The sequence below is a fragment of the Candidatus Accumulibacter propinquus genome, from assembly GCF_056856495.1.
Genome location: NZ_JBSEHC010000003.1, coordinates 1,084,056 through 1,101,785, shown reverse-complemented (window position 1 = coordinate 1,101,785; position 17,730 = coordinate 1,084,056). Strand labels below are relative to the sequence as shown.

At 63.3% G+C, this 17,730-nt stretch carries 16 protein-coding genes; 4 read left to right on the top strand and 12 right to left on the bottom strand.

The window, feature by feature from the left end:
- Positions 1-72 precede the first annotated feature (72 nt).
- Positions 73-867, bottom strand: coding sequence for an amino acid ABC transporter substrate-binding protein (locus AC15MQ_RS11025; protein WP_287655574.1), 795 nt, complete (start codon positions 865-867; stop codon positions 73-75).
- Positions 868-1,037: 170 nt separating this feature from the next.
- Complete coding sequence (locus tag AC15MQ_RS11020; protein ID WP_287655573.1) at positions 1,038-3,272, bottom strand: putative bifunctional diguanylate cyclase/phosphodiesterase; 2,235 nt, start codon at positions 3,270-3,272, stop codon at positions 1,038-1,040.
- 227 nt (positions 3,273-3,499) lie between these two features.
- On the opposite strand from AC15MQ_RS11020, the gene AC15MQ_RS11015 reads away from it, so the two are divergent.
- Positions 3,500-4,663 carry a CaiB/BaiF CoA transferase family protein gene (locus AC15MQ_RS11015; RefSeq protein ID WP_287655572.1) on the top strand — a complete coding sequence of 388 codons (1,164 nt, stop codon included), beginning with the start codon at positions 3,500-3,502 and terminating at the stop codon, positions 4,661-4,663.
- 52 nt (positions 4,664-4,715) lie between these two features.
- Here AC15MQ_RS11015 and mobA read toward each other — a convergent pair whose 3' ends face one another.
- The 8 genes from mobA to AC15MQ_RS10975 all read right to left on the bottom strand — a co-directional run bounded on the left by mobA (position 4,716) and on the right by AC15MQ_RS10975 (position 13,221).
- Positions 4,716-5,315, bottom strand: coding sequence for a molybdenum cofactor guanylyltransferase MobA (mobA, locus tag AC15MQ_RS11010; RefSeq protein WP_483080136.1), 600 nt, complete (start codon positions 5,313-5,315; stop codon positions 4,716-4,718).
- Between the two features lie 52 nt (positions 5,316-5,367).
- A complete protein-coding gene (locus AC15MQ_RS11005) occupies positions 5,368-6,276 on the bottom strand; it encodes a protein phosphatase 2C domain-containing protein (RefSeq protein WP_287655589.1) in 909 nt (302 codons plus the stop codon).
- A gap of 144 nt (positions 6,277-6,420) precedes the next feature.
- A complete protein-coding gene (locus AC15MQ_RS11000; RefSeq protein WP_287655590.1) occupies positions 6,421-7,002 on the bottom strand; it encodes a Tll0287-like domain-containing protein in 582 nt (193 codons plus the stop codon).
- Positions 7,003-7,070: 68 nt separating this feature from the next.
- Positions 7,071-8,126: a CobW family GTP-binding protein gene (locus tag AC15MQ_RS10995; protein ID WP_287655592.1), complete on the bottom strand. Its 1,056-nt coding sequence runs from the start codon at positions 8,124-8,126 to the stop codon at positions 7,071-7,073.
- A gap of 79 nt (positions 8,127-8,205) precedes the next feature.
- Entirely contained in the window at positions 8,206-8,403 is a 198-nt protein-coding gene (locus AC15MQ_RS10990; protein ID WP_332335382.1) for a YbdD/YjiX family protein, read from the bottom strand.
- 4 nt (positions 8,404-8,407) lie between these two features.
- Positions 8,408-10,471, bottom strand: a complete 2,064-nt coding sequence (locus tag AC15MQ_RS10985) for a carbon starvation CstA family protein (protein ID WP_332335381.1) — start codon at positions 10,469-10,471, stop codon at positions 8,408-8,410.
- Positions 10,472-10,804: 333 nt separating this feature from the next.
- Positions 10,805-11,521, bottom strand: a complete 717-nt coding sequence (btsR, locus tag AC15MQ_RS10980) for a two-component system response regulator BtsR (protein WP_287655596.1) — start codon at positions 11,519-11,521, stop codon at positions 10,805-10,807.
- Positions 11,515-13,221, bottom strand: coding sequence for a sensor histidine kinase (locus tag AC15MQ_RS10975; protein ID WP_332335380.1), 1,707 nt, complete (start codon positions 13,219-13,221; stop codon positions 11,515-11,517). The genes btsR and AC15MQ_RS10975 overlap by 7 nt, the downstream gene beginning before the upstream one ends.
- A 235-nt stretch (positions 13,222-13,456) precedes the next feature.
- Here AC15MQ_RS10975 and AC15MQ_RS10970 point away from each other — a divergent pair, with 235 nt between their 5' ends.
- Together AC15MQ_RS10970 and AC15MQ_RS10965 are read left to right on the top strand one after the other, a co-directional pair.
- On the top strand, positions 13,457-14,059 hold the full coding sequence (locus tag AC15MQ_RS10970) for a MarC family protein (RefSeq protein WP_287655598.1): 603 nt from the start codon (positions 13,457-13,459) through the stop codon (positions 14,057-14,059).
- A gap of 91 nt (positions 14,060-14,150) precedes the next feature.
- Positions 14,151-14,639 carry a hypothetical protein gene (locus AC15MQ_RS10965; RefSeq protein ID WP_287666345.1) on the top strand — a complete coding sequence of 163 codons (489 nt, stop codon included), beginning with the start codon at positions 14,151-14,153 and terminating at the stop codon, positions 14,637-14,639.
- A 104-nt stretch (positions 14,640-14,743) separates the two neighbouring features.
- Here AC15MQ_RS10965 and AC15MQ_RS10960 read toward each other — a convergent pair whose 3' ends face one another.
- Positions 14,744-15,289, bottom strand: a complete 546-nt coding sequence (locus AC15MQ_RS10960; RefSeq protein ID WP_483080135.1) for a DUF2062 domain-containing protein — start codon at positions 15,287-15,289, stop codon at positions 14,744-14,746.
- Positions 15,290-15,368: 79 nt separating this feature from the next.
- Positions 15,369-16,991, bottom strand: coding sequence for a caspase family protein (locus AC15MQ_RS10955; protein WP_483080134.1), 1,623 nt, complete (start codon positions 16,989-16,991; stop codon positions 15,369-15,371).
- A 427-nt stretch (positions 16,992-17,418) separates the two neighbouring features.
- Between AC15MQ_RS10955 and AC15MQ_RS10950 the strand changes: the two genes are divergently transcribed.
- Positions 17,419-17,676 carry a DUF2249 domain-containing protein gene (locus AC15MQ_RS10950; RefSeq protein WP_483080640.1) on the top strand — a complete coding sequence of 86 codons (258 nt, stop codon included), beginning with the start codon at positions 17,419-17,421 and terminating at the stop codon, positions 17,674-17,676.
- Positions 17,677-17,730 lie beyond the last annotated feature (54 nt).

The following is a 17,730-nucleotide window of genomic DNA, read 5'->3' as shown; positions in this document are numbered from 1 at the left end:
GGAGGAATCGACAGGGCGACGCACGCCCTGTCGCCCGCCGAGCGCAACTGCCGGTCGGCGGGCAGGCCAGGCTTACTTGATGATGTCCTTGCCGAACCAGGTCGTCGAGATACGGGCGGCGGAACCGTCCTTCTTCATCTCGTCCATGGTCTTCTGGAGCTTGGCGAGCAACTCGGTATCGCCCTTGCGGACTCCGACGCCGTACTCCTCGGTGCCGAAATGTTCTTCGAGCACGACGTATTCGCCGGGCTTCTTGGCAACGTAGTAACGGCCCACCACTTCGTCCACCACCAGCGCGTCGAGGCGGCCGGTGGAGAGATCCATCAGGGCCGTGACGTTGTCGCCGTACTTCTTCAGTTCCTTGATCGATTTTGCGACAGCATCCTTCTCGACCGCCTCGACCGCGCTGCTGCCTTCCTGCAGACCGACCACCTTGCCGGCCAGGTCGGCCTTGCTCTTGAGCGGCGACTTGGCGACGACCACGACAATCTGGCGGTTTTCCAGGTACGGCGTGGTGAAGGCGATGTTCTCCTTGCGCTTTTCGGTGATCGTCAGACCGTTCCACAAGGCGTCTACCCGTTTGCCATTGAGTTCGGCTTCCTTGGCGTTCCAGTCGATGGGCTTGAACTCGACCTCGGCGCCCAGCCGCTTGGCCGCTTCACGCGCCAGGTCGATGTCGAAACCGATCAGCTTGTTCTCTTTGTCGCGGAAACCCATCGGCGGGAAGTTGTCGTCGAGGCCGACGACGATCCGGGTGACCGCAGCCGGCTTGGCCGCCGCGGCTTGCGGCGCTTCCTGCTTGCCACAGCCAAGAAGCAGGACGCCGGTCGCCAGCGTGGTGAGCAACAATGAAATGCTTTTCTTCATGCGTGTTTACCTTGATTGATGGGAGGTGAAAAAGGTCTCGGGTCGCCCGCTGTAGTGGCAGTCGCCCCGGTTCTGGGGTGCGACTTTCGAGCAACCTGCAATTATCCCGGAAAATATGCCCTGCGCCGGCGTCGGCGACGATTTTCCCGGCAGCGGCCGGGGTGCGGCCTTCAAGCCGGGCGAGGAGCGCGTCGTGAACTGGCCTGCTGGTGCAGCCAGGCATGCAAGGGCTCGGCGGGCATCGGCGGAGCGTACAGGTAACCCTGCGCCACGGCGCACCCCAGGTCGCGCAGAAAGCCCGCCTGCTCCAGGGTTTCGACGCCCTCGGCAACCGACTTCACCCCCAGTTTGTCGCTCAAGCCGACGATGGTTTCGGCAAAGACGCCGCCCTGCCCATCGCGGATTTCCTTGACGAAGGAACGGTCGACCTTGAGGCAATCGATAGGCAGTGACTGCAGGTGCCCCAACGAGGAATAGCCGGTGCCGAAGTCGTCGATGGCAATCTGGACGCCCAGTCGTTTGAGCGCTTGCAGTCCCTGCAACACCACCTTCGGCTCATCCATGGCAATGCTTTCGGTGATTTCCAGTTCGAGCAGCGAGGCCGGCATCTGGTAGCGCGCGAGCGTACCGGCGACCTGTTCGACGAAATCGGCCTTGCGGAATTGCGGCATGCTGACGTTGACCGCCATGCGCAGCGAAGCGAACCCCGCCGCCGCCAACTGTGCGCGCTGCACGCACGCCTGCTCGAGCACCCACGCGCCGATATGGACGATCAGGCCGGAGTATTCGGCGAGTGGAATGAAGACATCCGGGGGTTGGACGAAACCGGATTCGCCCGGCCAGCGTACCAGGGCTTCGACGCCAACGACCTCGCCGGTCGCCAGAGCCACTTGCGGCTGGTACCACACCTGCAGCTTGCCCAACTGAAAATCCAGGCGCAGGCGGCGGGTCACTTCCACCCGCCAGCGGGTGTTGTCTTCCATTTCCGCCAGATAGCATTCGTAGTGTGCCGAGACACTGCGCTTGGCGCGGTTGAGTGCGATATTGACCCGCTTGAGCAGGGTGATGCCGGAATCGGCCTGGTCGGGGCTGCCGCACAGGCCGAGCGTGACGGTGACCGGCAGCTGGTAATCGCCGACCTCGAAGGGCTCGTGGAACAGCGCCAGCAACCGTGTGGCATTCACCTGCGCTTCGGGTCCGAGCACGCCGAAGACATCCGCACCCACCCGCGCCAGACGGCAGCCGGGCGCCAGCCGGGCTTGCAGCCGCTCGCCGACAGCCAGCAGCAGGGCGTTGCCGATGTCCTGGCCGAGGCCGTCGTTGAGATCGGCGAAATGGTCGATATCGAGCAGGGCCACGACGGTGTCGGCAGGCCGGCCAGCCACGCCATCGAGGTCGGCAATGAACTGCACGCGGTTCGGCAGCCTCGTCAGCGGATCGTGAAAAGCGATGTGGTTGAGGCGCTCGACCAGTTTGACATTGCCGAAACAGGCGGCGATGTTGGCCACGAAGACGTCGAGCAGAGGCCGGTCGAGAGCCGCCGCGACGTGCCCGGACTCGAGATACACGGCGGCTTCCTGGTTCCCGGCGGCTTTCAGGTAGAGCACGGTGTGATCCGCGGCGAAGACGTGCTGCGCACGCGCCACGCTGTTCTGAATTGCCGCGACAATGCCCGCTTCCGGCAGCGCCTCCAGCGGCTGCGCGATGTAAGGCGCGTGCCGACCGGCAGCACCGACCACGTAGCAGTGCTCGCCGTCGCCACCGAACGGCGATCCCTTCTGCGTACAGACGATGCCGTCCGCCGGTAGCTTGAGCAGCGCGGCGAGTTGGGTGAGCACGCCTTCGGCGAGGTCGGCGACGGCATGCTGCTCAAGCAGGCCGGCGGCTGCATGCACAATCAGTTCCAGCCCACGTCGGTGCTCGGCGATGGCGCGCAGTTGCTCGTAGGCGCGCAGCGCGGCGCTGACCGTGGTGATCAGACGGGTGTGGGTGAGTTCGCTCTTGGTCCGGTAGTCGTTGATGTCGTATTCGTTCATCACCGACAGTTCCGGCGCATAGCCCGGCTCGCCGGTGCGCAGGATGATGCGACATTCGGCCAGGCCCAGTTCGTCGCGCAGGTATCCCACCAGGTCGAGCCCGGCGCGCTCGGTTTCCATCACCACATCCAGCAGGGCTACCGCGGTATCGGGATGCTGGCGCAGCACCGCACGCGCCTGGCGGGCACTGTGCGCGTACAAGAGGTTCAGGGGCCGCCCGAAAATCCGCAGATCGTGGAGCACGAAGCGCGTGACGTCATGCACCTCGTCATCGTCATCGACCACCAGCACCTTCCATGGCGTACCACCTGACGGGGGTGACTCGTGTTCCTGGATGTCATCCCCAAACGGGACCAATTCGTCAAGCATGCAGGCACTCCACTGTAGGGCCCTCGGAGGCGGTCCGGGGGATCGCTGGGTCAAGGCGTGGGCTTGGCCCGCGTTGCTGTATCCCGGCATCGTCTCGCCGAGTAGACCAGTGGCCAGATTATAGACAATATAGCGGCCGCACCCACAGCGACAAACGCCATGCCGGCTGGGCCGGCGTTCTGCGCCGGCCGCCCGGCCCGCCATCCACCATCCCGAAAGCAATCACCATGCGTTCTCCCCCTCTCGCCGGCCTCCGCGTCCTCGATCTGACGCGGCTGTTGCCGGGGCCCCTGGCCAGCATGCACCTCGCCGACCTTGGTGCTGACGTGATCAAGATCGAAGATACCGGCGCCGGCGACTACGCGCGCAGCGCCGGCGCCGTGCACGGCGACATCAGTTATTTCCAGCTCGTCAACCGCAACAAGCGCAGCCTCAGTCTCGACCTCAAGCAGGCGGCCGGCGTCGAGGCCTTCATGCGCCTTGCCGCCACCGCTGACGTGATTCTTGAGGGGTTTCGACCCGGCGTGGTGGACAAGCTCGGCATCGGCTACGCGAGCGTGGCCGCGCTCAATGAACGCATCGTGTACTGTGCGATCACCGGCTACGGTCAGGATGGACCCTATCGGGACCGCGCCGGACACGACCTGAACTATCTCGGCTACTGTGGCCTGCTCGACCAGATTGGCGTCGCCGGCAGCGCGCCGGCGATCCCGAACTTTCAGATCGGCGACCTGCTCGGCGGCTCACTGAGTGCGCTGGTCGGCCTGCTCGCCGCGGTGGTCGATGCGCGCGCCACAGGTCGTGGGCGCTATGTCGACGTGGCGATGACCGATGCCGTTTTCGCGCATACGATCTTTCCGTTGCTCGCCGTAATGGGCCTGGGGCAGGCACTGCCGCGCGGCGAAGATGTCCTCTCCGGCGGCATGCCCAGCTACGGCGTCTATGCCACCAGCGACGGGCGCCATTTGGCCGTCAGCGCGATGGAGCCGAAGTTCTGGCAGATGCTGTGTTCGGCCATCGATCGTCCCGACCTCAAGCCCTTCGCCTTCGCCACCGGCGCGGAGGGTCTGCGCATCCGTGGCGAACTCGCAGCGGCCTTCGCCGAACGCAGTTTCGCCGACTGGACGGCGGTCTTCGAGCGCGTCGACTGCTGCGTCTCACCGGTGCTGCGTTTCGAGGAAAGTCTGGAGAACGAGCAACTGCGCGCGCGCGCGATGATCGTCGAGGTGGCCGGAGTCAAACAATTCGCGCCACCGTTCAAGATCAGCGAACTGCCTTTCGAAACCCGCCTGCCGCCACCGGCCGCCGGCGAGCACAGCGAGGAAATCCTTCTCGAGGCCGGGTTCAGCACGGAAGAAATTGCCCGGTTGCGCACGCAGAAAGTGATCTGAACCCGTTGACCAGGTTGCCGGATGGGCAGCCTTGCCGGGTACGCGCCCGCCCCTACGGCGTGCGCACCGGGTCCGTCGCCAGACGCTGCAGATCCGCACAGGTGTTGATGTTCTCGAAAGCTGCCGCCTGGTCATCAAATGCGACCTCGACCACCGTCAGCGTATCGTGCCAGCGCGCGACCTTGCGCCCGCCCTTGCCGAGATAGTCGCCCAGCGACGGCAGGAGTTCGCGTCGGCACAGGGAAAACACCGGTTGCGGCTGCGCACCGGTGCGTACCACCGCGAGGGAAGCACCTCTCGCGGTCAAGGCCTGTTGCAGGCGCGCCACCAGGTCGGCTGGAAGAAAGGGTGAATCGCAGGGAGCCGTGACGACCAAAGGGTGCCGGGCCACCGACATCGCGGCGTGCAGACCGGCCAGCGGCCCGGCGAAGTCAGCGACCTGATCGGGCACGACTCGATGGCCAAAAGCGCTGTAGCGCTCGCCATTCTGGTTGGCGTTGATCAGCAGTTCGTCGACCTGCGGACCGAGCCGTTCGATCACCCAGGCAATCATCGGTCGCCCGCCGAGCTCCTGCAGACCTTTGTCGAGCCCACCCATGCGCCGGCCGAGCCCGCCGGCGAGGACGACCCCCGTTATCCCATCGACGCGCAAGGCGAATGCCTCTCGCCGTTCGCGCCGCCGACCCCCGGACGCTGAGCGAGGGTCATTCGCCGTGCTCGGCGGCGGGGTGCGGCGCCGCGGCCTGTGGCGTGGGCTCCGCTGGCCGCAGGGCAAGAACCACCACGGAAACATTGTCGTGGCCGTCGCGTTCAAGGGCCAGCGCCACCAACTCCCGACAGGCCTCTTCGACCCCCCGGGAAGTCACAATTTCGGCGATGTCACCCGGCTCGACACTCTCCCACAGCCCGTCGGAGCACAACACGAAGCAGTCGCCGGACAAGAGCGGCGCGCAGCGCTCGGCCACCACCCGCAGGTCGGGCTGCGTGCCCAGGGACGACACCAGCACATTGCGTGCAGGATGATGACGCGCCTGTTCAGCACTGAGCAACTTGTTCTTCACCAACTCCGCCACCAGCGTCTGATCCTGCGTCAATTGCACGCACTGCCCGGCCGAGCAACGGTAGAGGCGGCTGTCACCGACATGCGCAAACCACCCGCTGCCGCCGACCAGGACCAAGGCCGTCGCCGTCGTGCCCATGCCGTCCAGCGCGGCATCGGCCTGCGCGGCACGAAAAACCGCGTCATTCGCCTCGCGCAACGCCACTTCCAGCGCGCGCCGGGGGTCGTCACCCGGCGTTGCATAATAGCTGCGGCAAATCGTCTCGATCGCCAGCCCACTCGCCACTTCACCGGCGTTGTGCCCGCCCATGCCATCCGCCACCACCGCCAGCACCCCGCGACGCAGCCTTTGCGCAGGATCGCTCGGGACCATGAAAACCACCGCGTCCTGATTGCTGTTTCGCACCAGGCCGATATCGGTCGCCGAACCGCACTCGACGACATGACTTGCCGCCGCGGGATTCACCGACCTCCCTCCGGCGTGTTCGCGGCCAGATTTGCCAAGCCTGAGGCCCGCCACCGCACGCGCCACGCGCGCACTCCACTTGCCCATATTCCCTGCCCCTGTTCGAGCATCCCCGCGCCAGATGTCGCCGTTGCAACTGCTCTTTCGGATGCAGTTGCCATTGTGCCAGTCTGCGCTCGTCGAAGGGGTGTATGCGCGAAGCGCTTGCGTCTCAATCCGGCGCAAACCAGCTCAAAGTGGCCGAATGACCGACAACGCGCCGCGTACCTGCCCGGTGGCATAACCCGTTGCACGATCATGCGGGTAGTCTCTGGCCAGGGCAGTCTTGAGATCAGCCGACAGCGAATCTACGGCACCGTGGCAGCTCAGGCAGACCTCGACTACCGGCAAGGCTTTCATGTAGCGATAGCTACGCTTGCCATCAGGGGCGGTGACCACCTCGCCAACCTCGAGCTGCTCGGGCTTGGCGCCATTGGCGACCTGAATGTTGAAGCCAGCGAGTTGGCGCGTTTCCCAAGCATCGGGCGTGCCGGTCGCTGGATTGCGTGTCTTCAGGCTGACGCGGCGAATATTCCAGCCCGTCTGCCGACGCATGTCCTGCAGCAGTTGTGGCGCCTTCTCCTTGCAGACGGAAATGGCACCGACCGGACCTTGTTCGCTGACTGCAGTCTGCATCGCCTGGACAACCTTGGGCAGCACCGGCAGCGCGGTCTTGCGCGTGTCGGCAAGCAAGGCCGCTTCCTCCTGCGCCCACGTCAGCTGAACGGCGGAAGCAAGCGACAGGGAAACCATGACTGCTGCGAAAACCTTCATGTGGACCTCCGACAATGTATAAGCATGAACTAATTTACCATCATCTCGTGCCAACCGTCACGAAACCATCACAAAGAAGCTTGCAGGCAGTTCTGAAAGGCTTCGCGCAGCGGCATTTCGGGGAGATTTTTGCCAATCAGGACAATTCTTGAACGGCGTTCCTCCTGCGGCTCCCAAAGGTCGCCGTAATCGAAGCCGACGACGCGCTGGACACCCTGGAAGATCAGTTTCCGGTCGTCGTCGGCGATCGCCAGGATGCCTTTGTAGCGCAGCAGTTCCATGCCGAGTTTCTTGAATTCCGTCGACTCGTCGATCAGCGATTGCACGAAGGCACCGATGCGATCGAGATCCACCTCCCCGGCGTCAAGCACGAACGCAGTGATTTCGTCGTGGTGGGCCGCCGGCCGGCGCGACCAGCGCGTAGCGCCGGTCGCGCCCGGCAGTGGCAGGAAGCGGGCAATGGGTGGCGCGTCGGGCGCCAGCAGCGTGGCATCGAGGTTGAAGCCGCCGATGCCCAGTAAAGATCCGGGAGCGGCGCGCCCGCGCACCAGCGACTGCTGCGACGCGCGCGGATTGATGCGGCCGAGGCGTGCGGACAGATCGACGATCGCTTCGGCATCGACGAGATCGCATTTGGCCAGCAGCAAGCGGTCCGCGAAACCCACCTGACGCTGCACGACGCGGTGTTCATCGAGTTGCTGTTGCGCGTGCAGGGCGTCGACGACAACGACGATGCCGTCGAGCATGAAACCGGTTCGCAGCTCAGGCGCGGCAAAGAAGGTCTGGGCCACGGCACCGGGATCGGCCAGGCCGGTGGTTTCGATGATGATCCAGTCGAACGTCAGTTCGCCGGCCGCGCGTCGAGCGGCGAGATCCTGCAACGCACGCACCAGATCGGCATTGACCGTGCAGCAGACGCAGCCGTTGCTCAACTCGATGATGCCGCCACTGTTGCGCGAAATGAGCTGACTATCGATGTTGACCGCACCGAATTCGTTTTCGACGACGGCGAAACGCAGACCGTCGGCGTGATTGAGCAGTTGGTTGAGCACGGTGGTCTTGCCGGCACCAAGGAAGCCGGAAAGCAGGGTAACGGGGAGCGGTGCGCCGGCTGTCGGGGTCATGAACGTTCCACAGGGCGAAGAAGGGCCATCCTGACCGACGCGCCCTTCCTCGCTGCGCGCCGGCCGGTCCGGTGGCCGGTCAACAGCAGCCGCCCGAACGTCCCGATCCGTAACGTGCTTCCTGACGGTTGCGGAAAAACTCGACTTCGTTCATCACCGGCAACTCGGGATGCGTAGCGCGCATGTGGGCGACGTAGGTGTCGTAGTCGGGCAGGCCGACCATCAGCCTGGCGGCCTGCCCGAGATACTTGCCGAACTGGGTCAGATCCTTGAACAAGGGATCACGCCCTGGCCGTCGGCATGGCTTCGTACGGCAGTTCACAACTGGTCGGCTTGCCCTCGTGCCAGGCCTTCACACAGGCGACGATGGTGTAGAACAGGATGCTGACCACCACGAAGATGAAGAACATCGCCAGGACGGCATCCAGATAGTTGTTGAAAACGATCTGCTGCATCTGTTCGACGCTCTTGGCCGGAGCCAGGACCTCTCCCTTGTCGATGGCTGCCTGGAACCTGTTGGCCAGCGCCAGGAAACCGATCTTGGGGTTGGCGTTGAAGACCTTTTCCCAGCCCGCGGTCAGCGTGCAGATCAACAGCCAGCACGCCGGTACGATCGTCACCCAGGCGTATTGCTGGCGTTTCATCTTGAACAGCACGACCGTGCACAGCATCAGCGCCACACCGGCAAGCATCTGGTTGGAAATGCCGAACAGCGGCCACAGACTGTTGATGCCGCCGAGCGGATCGACCACGCCCTGATAGAGGATGTAGCCCCAGGCAGCGACGCAGAGACCGGTCGCCGTCAGGTTGGCCGGCCAGGAGTTGGTCTGCCTGAACGACGGCACGAAGGTTCCCAGCAGATCCTGCAGCATGAAGCGTCCGGCACGCGTTCCGGCATCGCAGGCGGTGAGGATGAACAGTGCCTCGAAGAGGATCGCAAAGTGATACCAGAAAGCCATCATCGTCTGCCCGCCGATGACCTGCGAGAAGATCTGGGCCATGCCCACGGCCAGCGTTGGCGCCCCACCGGCGCGCGAGAGGATGCTGTTCTCGCCGACATCCCTGGCGGTCTGCACCAGCACCTCCGGGGTAATCACGAAACCCCACTGCGAGATGACCTGGGCGGCGCCTTCGACGGTCTTGCCGATGATCGCCGGCGGGCTGTTCATTGCGAAGTAGACACCCGGATCGATGACCGAAGCGGCGACGATGGCCATGATTGCCACGAACGACTCCATCAGCATGCCGCCATAGCCGATCATGCGCGCGTTCTTCTCGTTGTCGAGCAGCTTGGGCGTCGTTCCCGAAGAGATCAGCGCATGAAAACCCGAGACCGCACCGCAGGCAATGGTGATGAAGATGAACGGGAACAGGCTGCCCGACCAGGCCGGACCGGTACCGTCGATGAACTGCGTGACCGCCGGCATGCGCAGGTTCGGGGCGACAAAGACCATCGCCAGGGCCAGACCGACGATGGTGCCGATCTTGAGAAAGGTCGACAGGTAATCGCGCGGTGCCAGCAGCAGCCACACCGGCAACACCGAGGCGACGAAACCGTAACCGATCAGCATCCAGGTCAGCTGTTTGGGGTTGAAGGTGAACAGCGGTGCCCAGGTCGCGCTCTCGGCGACCTGCCCACCAACGACAATCGCCGCGATCAACAGCACGAAGCCGACGAGCGATATTTCGCCGACCCGTCCGGGGCGGATGAAGCGGTTATAGACGCCCATGAACATCGCGATGGGGATCGTCGCCGCGACGGTGAAGGTTCCCCACGGACTGTCGGCCAGCGCCTTGACCACGATCAATGCCAGGACCGCAAGAATGATGACCATGATCATGAACGCCCCGAAGAGGGCAATGATCCCCGGCACCAGGCCCAATTCGGTCTTGATCAGGTCGCCGAGCGAACGTCCGTCACGGCGCGTCGAGACAAACAGCACCATGAAATCCTGTACCGCACCGGCCAGCACGACGCCGACGATGATCCACAGCGTTCCCGGCAGGTAACCCATCTGCGCCGCGAGTACCGGCCCGACCAGCGGTCCGGCGCCGGCAATCGCGGCAAAGTGGTGGCCGAACAGGATGTACTTGTTGGTCGGAACGTAGTCGAGGCCGTCGTTGTGGCGGACGGCCGGGGTCGCGCGCGTCGGGTCGAGCTGCATGACCGTGTCGGCGATGTACAGGCTGTAGTAGCGGTAGGCCACCAGATAGATCGAGATTGCCGCAGTGACGATCCACAAGGCATTGATCGTCTCGCCCCGCGATAGGGCCACGGTGCCGAGCGAAAATGCCCCGACCACCGTCAAGAGCCACCAGATGGCATGTTTGGAAATGATATTCACGGCCACTCCTCAAGTGAGTTGTGTTTTGTCGGCCTGCCGCGGCTGCTCGCGAAGTCGTTGCGGCCGTCTCGAAAAACCGGCCGTCCAGGTCGGAGAACCCGCCGAACGACCAGGCACTTGCAGGAGATGCGTGATGACATCACCGCTCCGGTAGTGGTGCGCCCCGAAATCTAGTCGGCTTTTTCGTCTCGGTGCGTGCTATCTGGCGAGCGGTTGCCACGGGGACTGAGCGGTGTTCCGTGCGCGGTCAGCGGCACTGATTGAAATCAGACCGAACAGGCCAGTCAAGGTTCACTTCCCTCTTCTCCGCGCCCCAAGACTGGCGGCAATTGCTCAGGTAATCAGCAGTCGATCCTTCATCTCGCGCAGATGCCGGCGACTGACCGGCACCCTTCGGCCACTGCCGGTGACGATTTCCGCACCGCCGTTCTCAAGCAACTCGATCTCGGCGATGCGCTCGGGATTGATCAGGTACTGGCGGTGGCAACGGATCAGCGGCGTGCGCTCCTGGAGGATCTTCAGGCTCAGTTCGGTCACCCCCTGTCGCTGCACGCCAACCACCTGCACCCCGGCAAGGTCGGTGTGCACGAACTCCACTTCATCGACTGCGAGCAGCAGGATGCGATTGCGGCCCATGCAGGGGATCTGACGCAGCATCCCCGTCGCCAACGGAAAAGCCCGCAACGCGGGGCGCGCCCCCGAACGCAGCCAGTCGAGCGTCCTGGCCAGGCGTTGCGGGTCGATCGGCTTGAGCAGATAGTCGGCCGCATGCTCTTCGAAAGCCTGCAGGGCATGCGCTTCGAAAGCGGTGACGAAAACGATCTGCGGCAGCGCCGAAGCCTCGATCATGCCGACCATCTCCAGGCCGCTGACGCGCGGCATCTGGATATCCAGGAACACCACGTCCGGACGCAGACGATGGATGGCGGCAAGGCCTTCGATGGCATTGGCGCATTCCCCGACGACCTCGATGTCGCGGGCAGTGGCCAGCAGGGCTTTCAGTTCCTCACGCGAGGGCACCTCGTCGTCAATCAGCAGGGCGGTCAGCATGCGGCAAGCTCCTCTTCTACGGGCAGGCGAATGCGCACCCGCGTCCAGCAATCGGGTTCGCAGCTCACCTCGATGCCGTAGGCGTCGCCGTAGCGAAGCTTGATCCGTCGGTCAACAAGGTTCATTCCCAAGCCGTCACCCCCGGGCAGGGGTTGGTAGAGCCCGGCACTGTCTTCGATCAGAATGCACAGCAGGGCTTCTTCACGACGAGCGCTGATGATGACCCTGCCTGGTTCGAGCATCTGCGAAATCCCGTACTTGATGGCGTTCTCGACAATCGGCTGCAGCGAGAAAGCCGGCAGGCGCAACTGCAGCAGATCGTCGGGAACGGCGTATTCGACCTTCAGACGGTCGGCGAAACGCGCCAGTTCAATGTGCAGATAGGCATCGACGTGCTCGATCTCGTCCTTGAGCGTGGCGTCATTGCCGACCCGCTTGAGACTCTTGCGGAAAAATGTGGACAGGTATTGCACGAGTTGTCGAGCGGCTTCCGGATCGCGCCGGATCACCGCCGCCAGCGTGTTCAGCGCGTTGAACAGGAAGTGCGGGTTGATCTGTGCCTGCAGCAGCTTGATTTCGGATTGCGCCAGCAGGCGCTTCTGCGCCTCGACCTTCCCGGCCAGAACCTGGTTCGAGAGCAGTCGGGCGATCCCCTCGCCAAGCGTACGATTCAGGGAGGAGAAGAATTTTGTGCGTGGTTCATACAGCTTGATCGTTCCGAACACCTGATTCTCCTCACCGCGCAACGGGATGACCAGGCACGAGCCAAGTTTGCAGTCCCGGGCCAGAGAGCAACAGTAGGGCACGCTGGCGCCATCGGCATAAACGACTTCATTGTGCTGGATCGCGCGCAAGCTGTGCGGCGAGGCAATCGCCGTGCCCGGCAGGTGGTGATCCGCGCCCACCCCGACAAAACCCAACAGCTTCTCGCAATCGGTGATTGCCACCGCGCCGACGCCCGTTTCTTCCTGAATGATCTTCGCCAGGCGGCTGCAGTTGCTTTCGTTGAAACCCTGCACCAGCACCCCGATGGAACGTTCGGCAATGCGCAGCGCTTTGGCCGAGAAGGCAATCGAGTACTTCTCCAGCGTCGCGCGGCGGTCGAGAATCAGGCGCATGAACAGCGCCGCGCCAAAAGCGTTGGTCAGCGTCATCGGCAGGATGATATGCGCAACCAGGCGCGCCGCGTGATCGAAGGGGCGAGCCATCAGCAGAATGATCAGCATCTGCATCAGTTCGGCGCAGAGCGTCGTACCGAGAGCGATCATCGGATTGAGCAAGCGGTCCGCGCGGTGACGCCGCAATAAATAGAGATGCAGGCAGCCACCGATCAGCCCCTCGATCGTCGTCGACACAGCACAGGCAGATGCCGTGAAGCCGCCGAGCGAGTAGCGGTGCAGGCCGCCGGTCAGACCGACCGCGAGCCCGACAAAGGGTCCGCCGAGAAGGCCTCCGAGCACCGCGCCGATGGCCCGGGTATTGGCGATGGCGCCTTCGATCTGGAAACCGAGATAGGTGCCCATGATGCAGAAGCCGGAAAAAACCAGATAGCAGACCAGTTTGTCCGGCAACCGGACGGTAACCTGCATCAGCGGCGCGAACAGCGGTGTCTTGCTCAGGAGATAGGCAATCACCAGATACACGCACATCTGTTGCATCAGCCCGCCGATCAGCGCCAGGTGATTGATTTCCTCGAACATGGTCTGGAGATCCCTAAGTCAGCGGCCTCGATTCTACGAGCTTGTCGTGCCAACGCCAGCCCTTCCTGCCGACGGCAGCAGGAGGTGCCGGATTGGGCAAACCCAGGCCGGCCTGTTATTCTTCGCAGATACGCAACCCTTCTTGCGTCACTGGCAAACCCGGCCCGCCCAACTCGAGCAACGCATGCCCATGCATGGCCGCCTGGAGCGGGGACATTTGCGGAGTCATGCGGCCATGAACTACACCTTTGCTTCGGCGACGATCCTGCTGATTCTGATCACCGACCCGATCGGCAATATACCGATCTTCGCCAACGCGCTCCGGCACGTGGCCCCGGAACGCCGACCGTGGGTGATCCTGCGCGAGGTGCTGATTGCCTTCGTGCTGCTGCTGACCTTCATGTTCGTCGGCGAGGGTTTCCTGCGGATGATGAACCTGAGCGAGTTGTCGCTGCAGATCGGTGGTGGCGTGATCCTCTTCCTGATCGCATTGCGCATGATCTTTCCCCCGCCAAGCGCCGATGCCCCCGAAGCCGCTGGGGAACCGCTGATCGTGCCACTGGCCATTCCGGCCATTGCCGGGCCTTCGGCCCTGGCCACCGTGCTCCTGCTGGTCTCGCAGGCACCTGACCGGCGCACGGAATGGATTGGCGCACTGTCGATCACCATGGCGGTGAGCGCGATCATACTGGTGCTTGCCGAACGCATCCAGAGAATCGCCGGCGATCGCTTCGTGGTCGCACTCGAACGGCTGATGGGCCTGGTACTGGTCGCCATGTCGATTGAGATGATGCTGCGCGGCATCAAGACCTTCGTCATGCAACTCACGCACCCCTGAGTCGATTTAGACGCGTCAGGCCATTGCACTCAACTATACTTGGGTGATGGGATCGCCATGAGATCCGAACGCTCAAGGAAAGGAGAACACCATGTCGAACAGCACACATGCCATGACCTGGCGGAACATCGCCGTGCTGGCTGTGGCCGTGGCCAGCAGCGCGGGGTGCTATGTGGTACCAGCGACGGCGCCGGACGGCACGGTTTATTACAGTCATTACCCCTTGCCACCGGTGGGAACGCCGATAGCGGTGCCGCCGCCAGCCACGAGTACCGCGCCGGCGACGCTGCCGGTCAAACTGTACCCGTCCAACGACCAGGCAAGCCACACCGGCATTGTCAGCGGCAGCGTCACCAACATGATGACCGGCAAGGGGCGTTTCGTGGTCAACTACCTGGGTGAGGTCCTCGGCGGTGAAGCGACGCGCGTATCGAACGATGAAAGACGCGGCGTCGCGAGCGCATTCAGTCCGGGCGGCATGTACATGTCTTGCGAGTATCAGATGAACACCCCCTATCAGGGTGCCGGTACGTGTTCGTTCGCCAACGGCGCCAGGTACCAGATGCACATCGGCAATTGAGCGTGGGGTAAGTGGTCGCCCTGCCGCTCCCCGCGATGCGCAGGGCGACCACGTACCCCGTCTTTTTGCCCGCGCGTAGCGGCAACCTGGTGACACTGCCACGGTTAGCGCGAGTTTTCAGATCCTGGTTTGCGGTGTCGCCAGGCGTTGATCAGGTAGAGGCGCCACGCTGTCCTGGTCAACATGTAGCCGAGGACTGCAAGGCTGGAGGCGAGCGCGACCAGACCCACCGCCAACGGTTCGGCAACCTCGAGCATCCACTCCTGCATGGCCTGAGCCCAGGCGGCAACGGCTGTGGCGCTGAACTCTGGCGGCAACATGAAGCCGCTGTCATCGCCGGTGAGCTGCCGGCCAATCTGGTACGCCAGCAGGTAGAGCGGCACGATCGTGAATGGATTGCTGTAGAGCGTGACGAGCAAGGCTAGCGGCAGGTTGACTCGCAAGAGCAGCGCACCGAGCGCCGCCCCCAACATTTGCAACGGCCCCGGAATCAGCCCACAAAACAATCCGACCGCCACGGCGCCGGAGACCGAGTGGCGGTTGAGGTGCCATAGCCGGGGATGCAGCAATACGACCTGAAAAGGACGCAGCCAGCGATTCCGGAGAATGCTTTCGCGATCGGGGAGGTGGTTTTTCAGGAGACGGCGCATCGGTGCATTATCCTGACAATTGCGCCTTGATGCGCCCGACACCGCCTCCGGCCGCCGGCTGGCGCAATGTTATTCCGCTTTACTTCCCTTTCTTCTTGGCGCCCTTGTCGGCTGCCGCGGACTTGTCGGCCATCTTCTCGGCCATCGCCGTGCTGGAATTCATCCGCCCGTTGTCGGTCTGCTTGCCGTCACGGAACTCGCCTTCCCAGTAGTCGCCCGTGGTCCAGGTCAGGCGACCGAAGCCATGTCGGTTTCCGTTGACCCAGGCACCGGTATAGAAATCGCCGTTACGCAGCGTATAGGTTCCAGTGCCGTGTGGCTCGCCATCCTTGAATGTTCCTTCGTAACGGTCGCCGTTGGTGTAATGCAGTACGCCCTTGCCGTTGATCAGGTCATCGGCCCACTCTCCATCGTAACGCTGTCCGTTACCCCAAGTGAAGATGCCTTTGCCGTTCTTCCTGCCGGCAATCATCTTGCCCTCGTAGCGGTCGCCATTCGCCCACTCGATGACCCCTTCACCGGTCATCGCACCCGTCGAGCGATCAAGCGACAGCTTGCCGGTCGCGGTGAACGCTTCTGTCTTGATTACCCGTTCCGTAGCTTCGGCAAGCGGGTCCGGTTTGGCAAGGACCGCAGCGGGTTCGGGCGGCGGCGGCGGCACTGGCGCCGACGCAACTGCAGCCAGCGTTTCCGGCCTGACTTGAGTGGCTGCGGGCTCCGGTGGCGCTGCCGGAACGGCGGGGCGGGGGGTGACTTGCGGAACAGGCGCTTGCGGCGGTGGCACCTGCGGCGACGCGCTGGTCGTCACCAGGGCCAGGTTTGCGACCTCCGCCCCATTCTGGCTTGACCGCGTGGCGGGCTGCGCCATCTCCTGCACCTGCGCCGGGGTACTGGCCACGGCGGTTTTCTCGGGCGGGCGCCCGGCCGCCTGCGGGGTGCTTACCGCAGACTGGCGAGAGCCTGGGACGAAATAGAAGTCACCGGTCATCGACGACGATTCCCAGGGAATCTGCCCATCGCGAGTCGCCTTGGCCACTTCCCTGCGCACGTTCTTGAACACCTGCTCGATGGTCAGACCCTGCACCTGAATCTGCTTCAGAAGTTCCTGGGTGTACAAGCCGTTGCGACCTTCGCCGTCGGCCGCTGTCCGGCCCGGCGCCGTCGCATAGGCGATCAGACTGCCCTTGGGAGCCTCCATCTGCGCCAGACCAGCAGCGCCCATGCTGCGGTTGGCTCGCCGCTCGAACGGATTGTTGCGGCAGGCGTCCAGGATCACCACGTTCAGATCACTGGTACTCAACTGGTCGAGAACGCCATCGACATCCACCGACTCGACACGCACCGAGGATTCGCTCTTGATCTCTGCGTCGATCGGAATCAGGTAATTCTTGCCGCGCACCTGCATGCCGTGCCCGGCGTAGTAGAACAACGCGACGCTATCCAGCGTGAGGCGATCGCCGAACTTCGCTATGGAGCGGTTCATTTCCTTTTGCGTGGCGTCTAGCGCGATGATCACTTCGAAACCCGTGCGCTGCAAGGCCGCAGCGATATCGCGCGCATCGTTGACCGGATTGATCAGCGGAGCCTCTTTGTATTTTGCATTACCGATCACCAGCGCAACCCGACGCTCTACCGCCAGAACCGACGACCACTGAGCCAGCGAGAAGACCGCCAGCGCGATACATAAAATGCGCCTGAACATCACAAGACCATCCATCAGCAGCGTACCGGACAGGCGACGACCACCGCGAGTCCCCCATTTGAAGTGATGCCGTTGTCGCGACCACTGCTCACGTTGCCCGCGACTGCAAGAGAGCGGAGACCCGACAGACGACACCGGAAAACACCGATCAAGACAGCTTATCGTATGCGGAAAGAAACGGCCGTGACATTTGACATCGTCCGTTGATCGGCCTTCCCCAACCCGATAGCCATCAACGGCACGCTCAGCGGCCAGAGCAAGAGTATCCACGCGCTTGGCAGACAAAGTCAATCTTCGGGCAGCATCTGTGGGGACCTGGCCCGAATTCCGCGACAACGGCGAGTATTGCCTGCCCAGATCAAAGACAACCGCGCAGGGTTCCTGGAGAATGCGTCTTCCCGACCCATCTTTTTTCGCGGAGAACTCCATGCATGCTTGTGACCAACCAACTATCCAGGCCATCTATCCTTTCGACGCCCGCGGCGTTGCCAAGCGTTTTCGCCATGCGGCGATTTTCGGTGCGCTCGATGTACTTGCGGCGGGCGAAACGATGCGTTTCTGCAACGACCACGATCCGCTACCCCTGCTGGCCCAATTGCAGACCCGTTATGTTGAAGCACTGGAAATCAGCTATGTGCAACGTGAAATCGGCGCCATCGTCATCGATTTCACGAAGCGGGCCTGATAACCGCAATTGGTGACCGACGACCGACGGCGTTGTCGGCACCAGCAGCCTTCG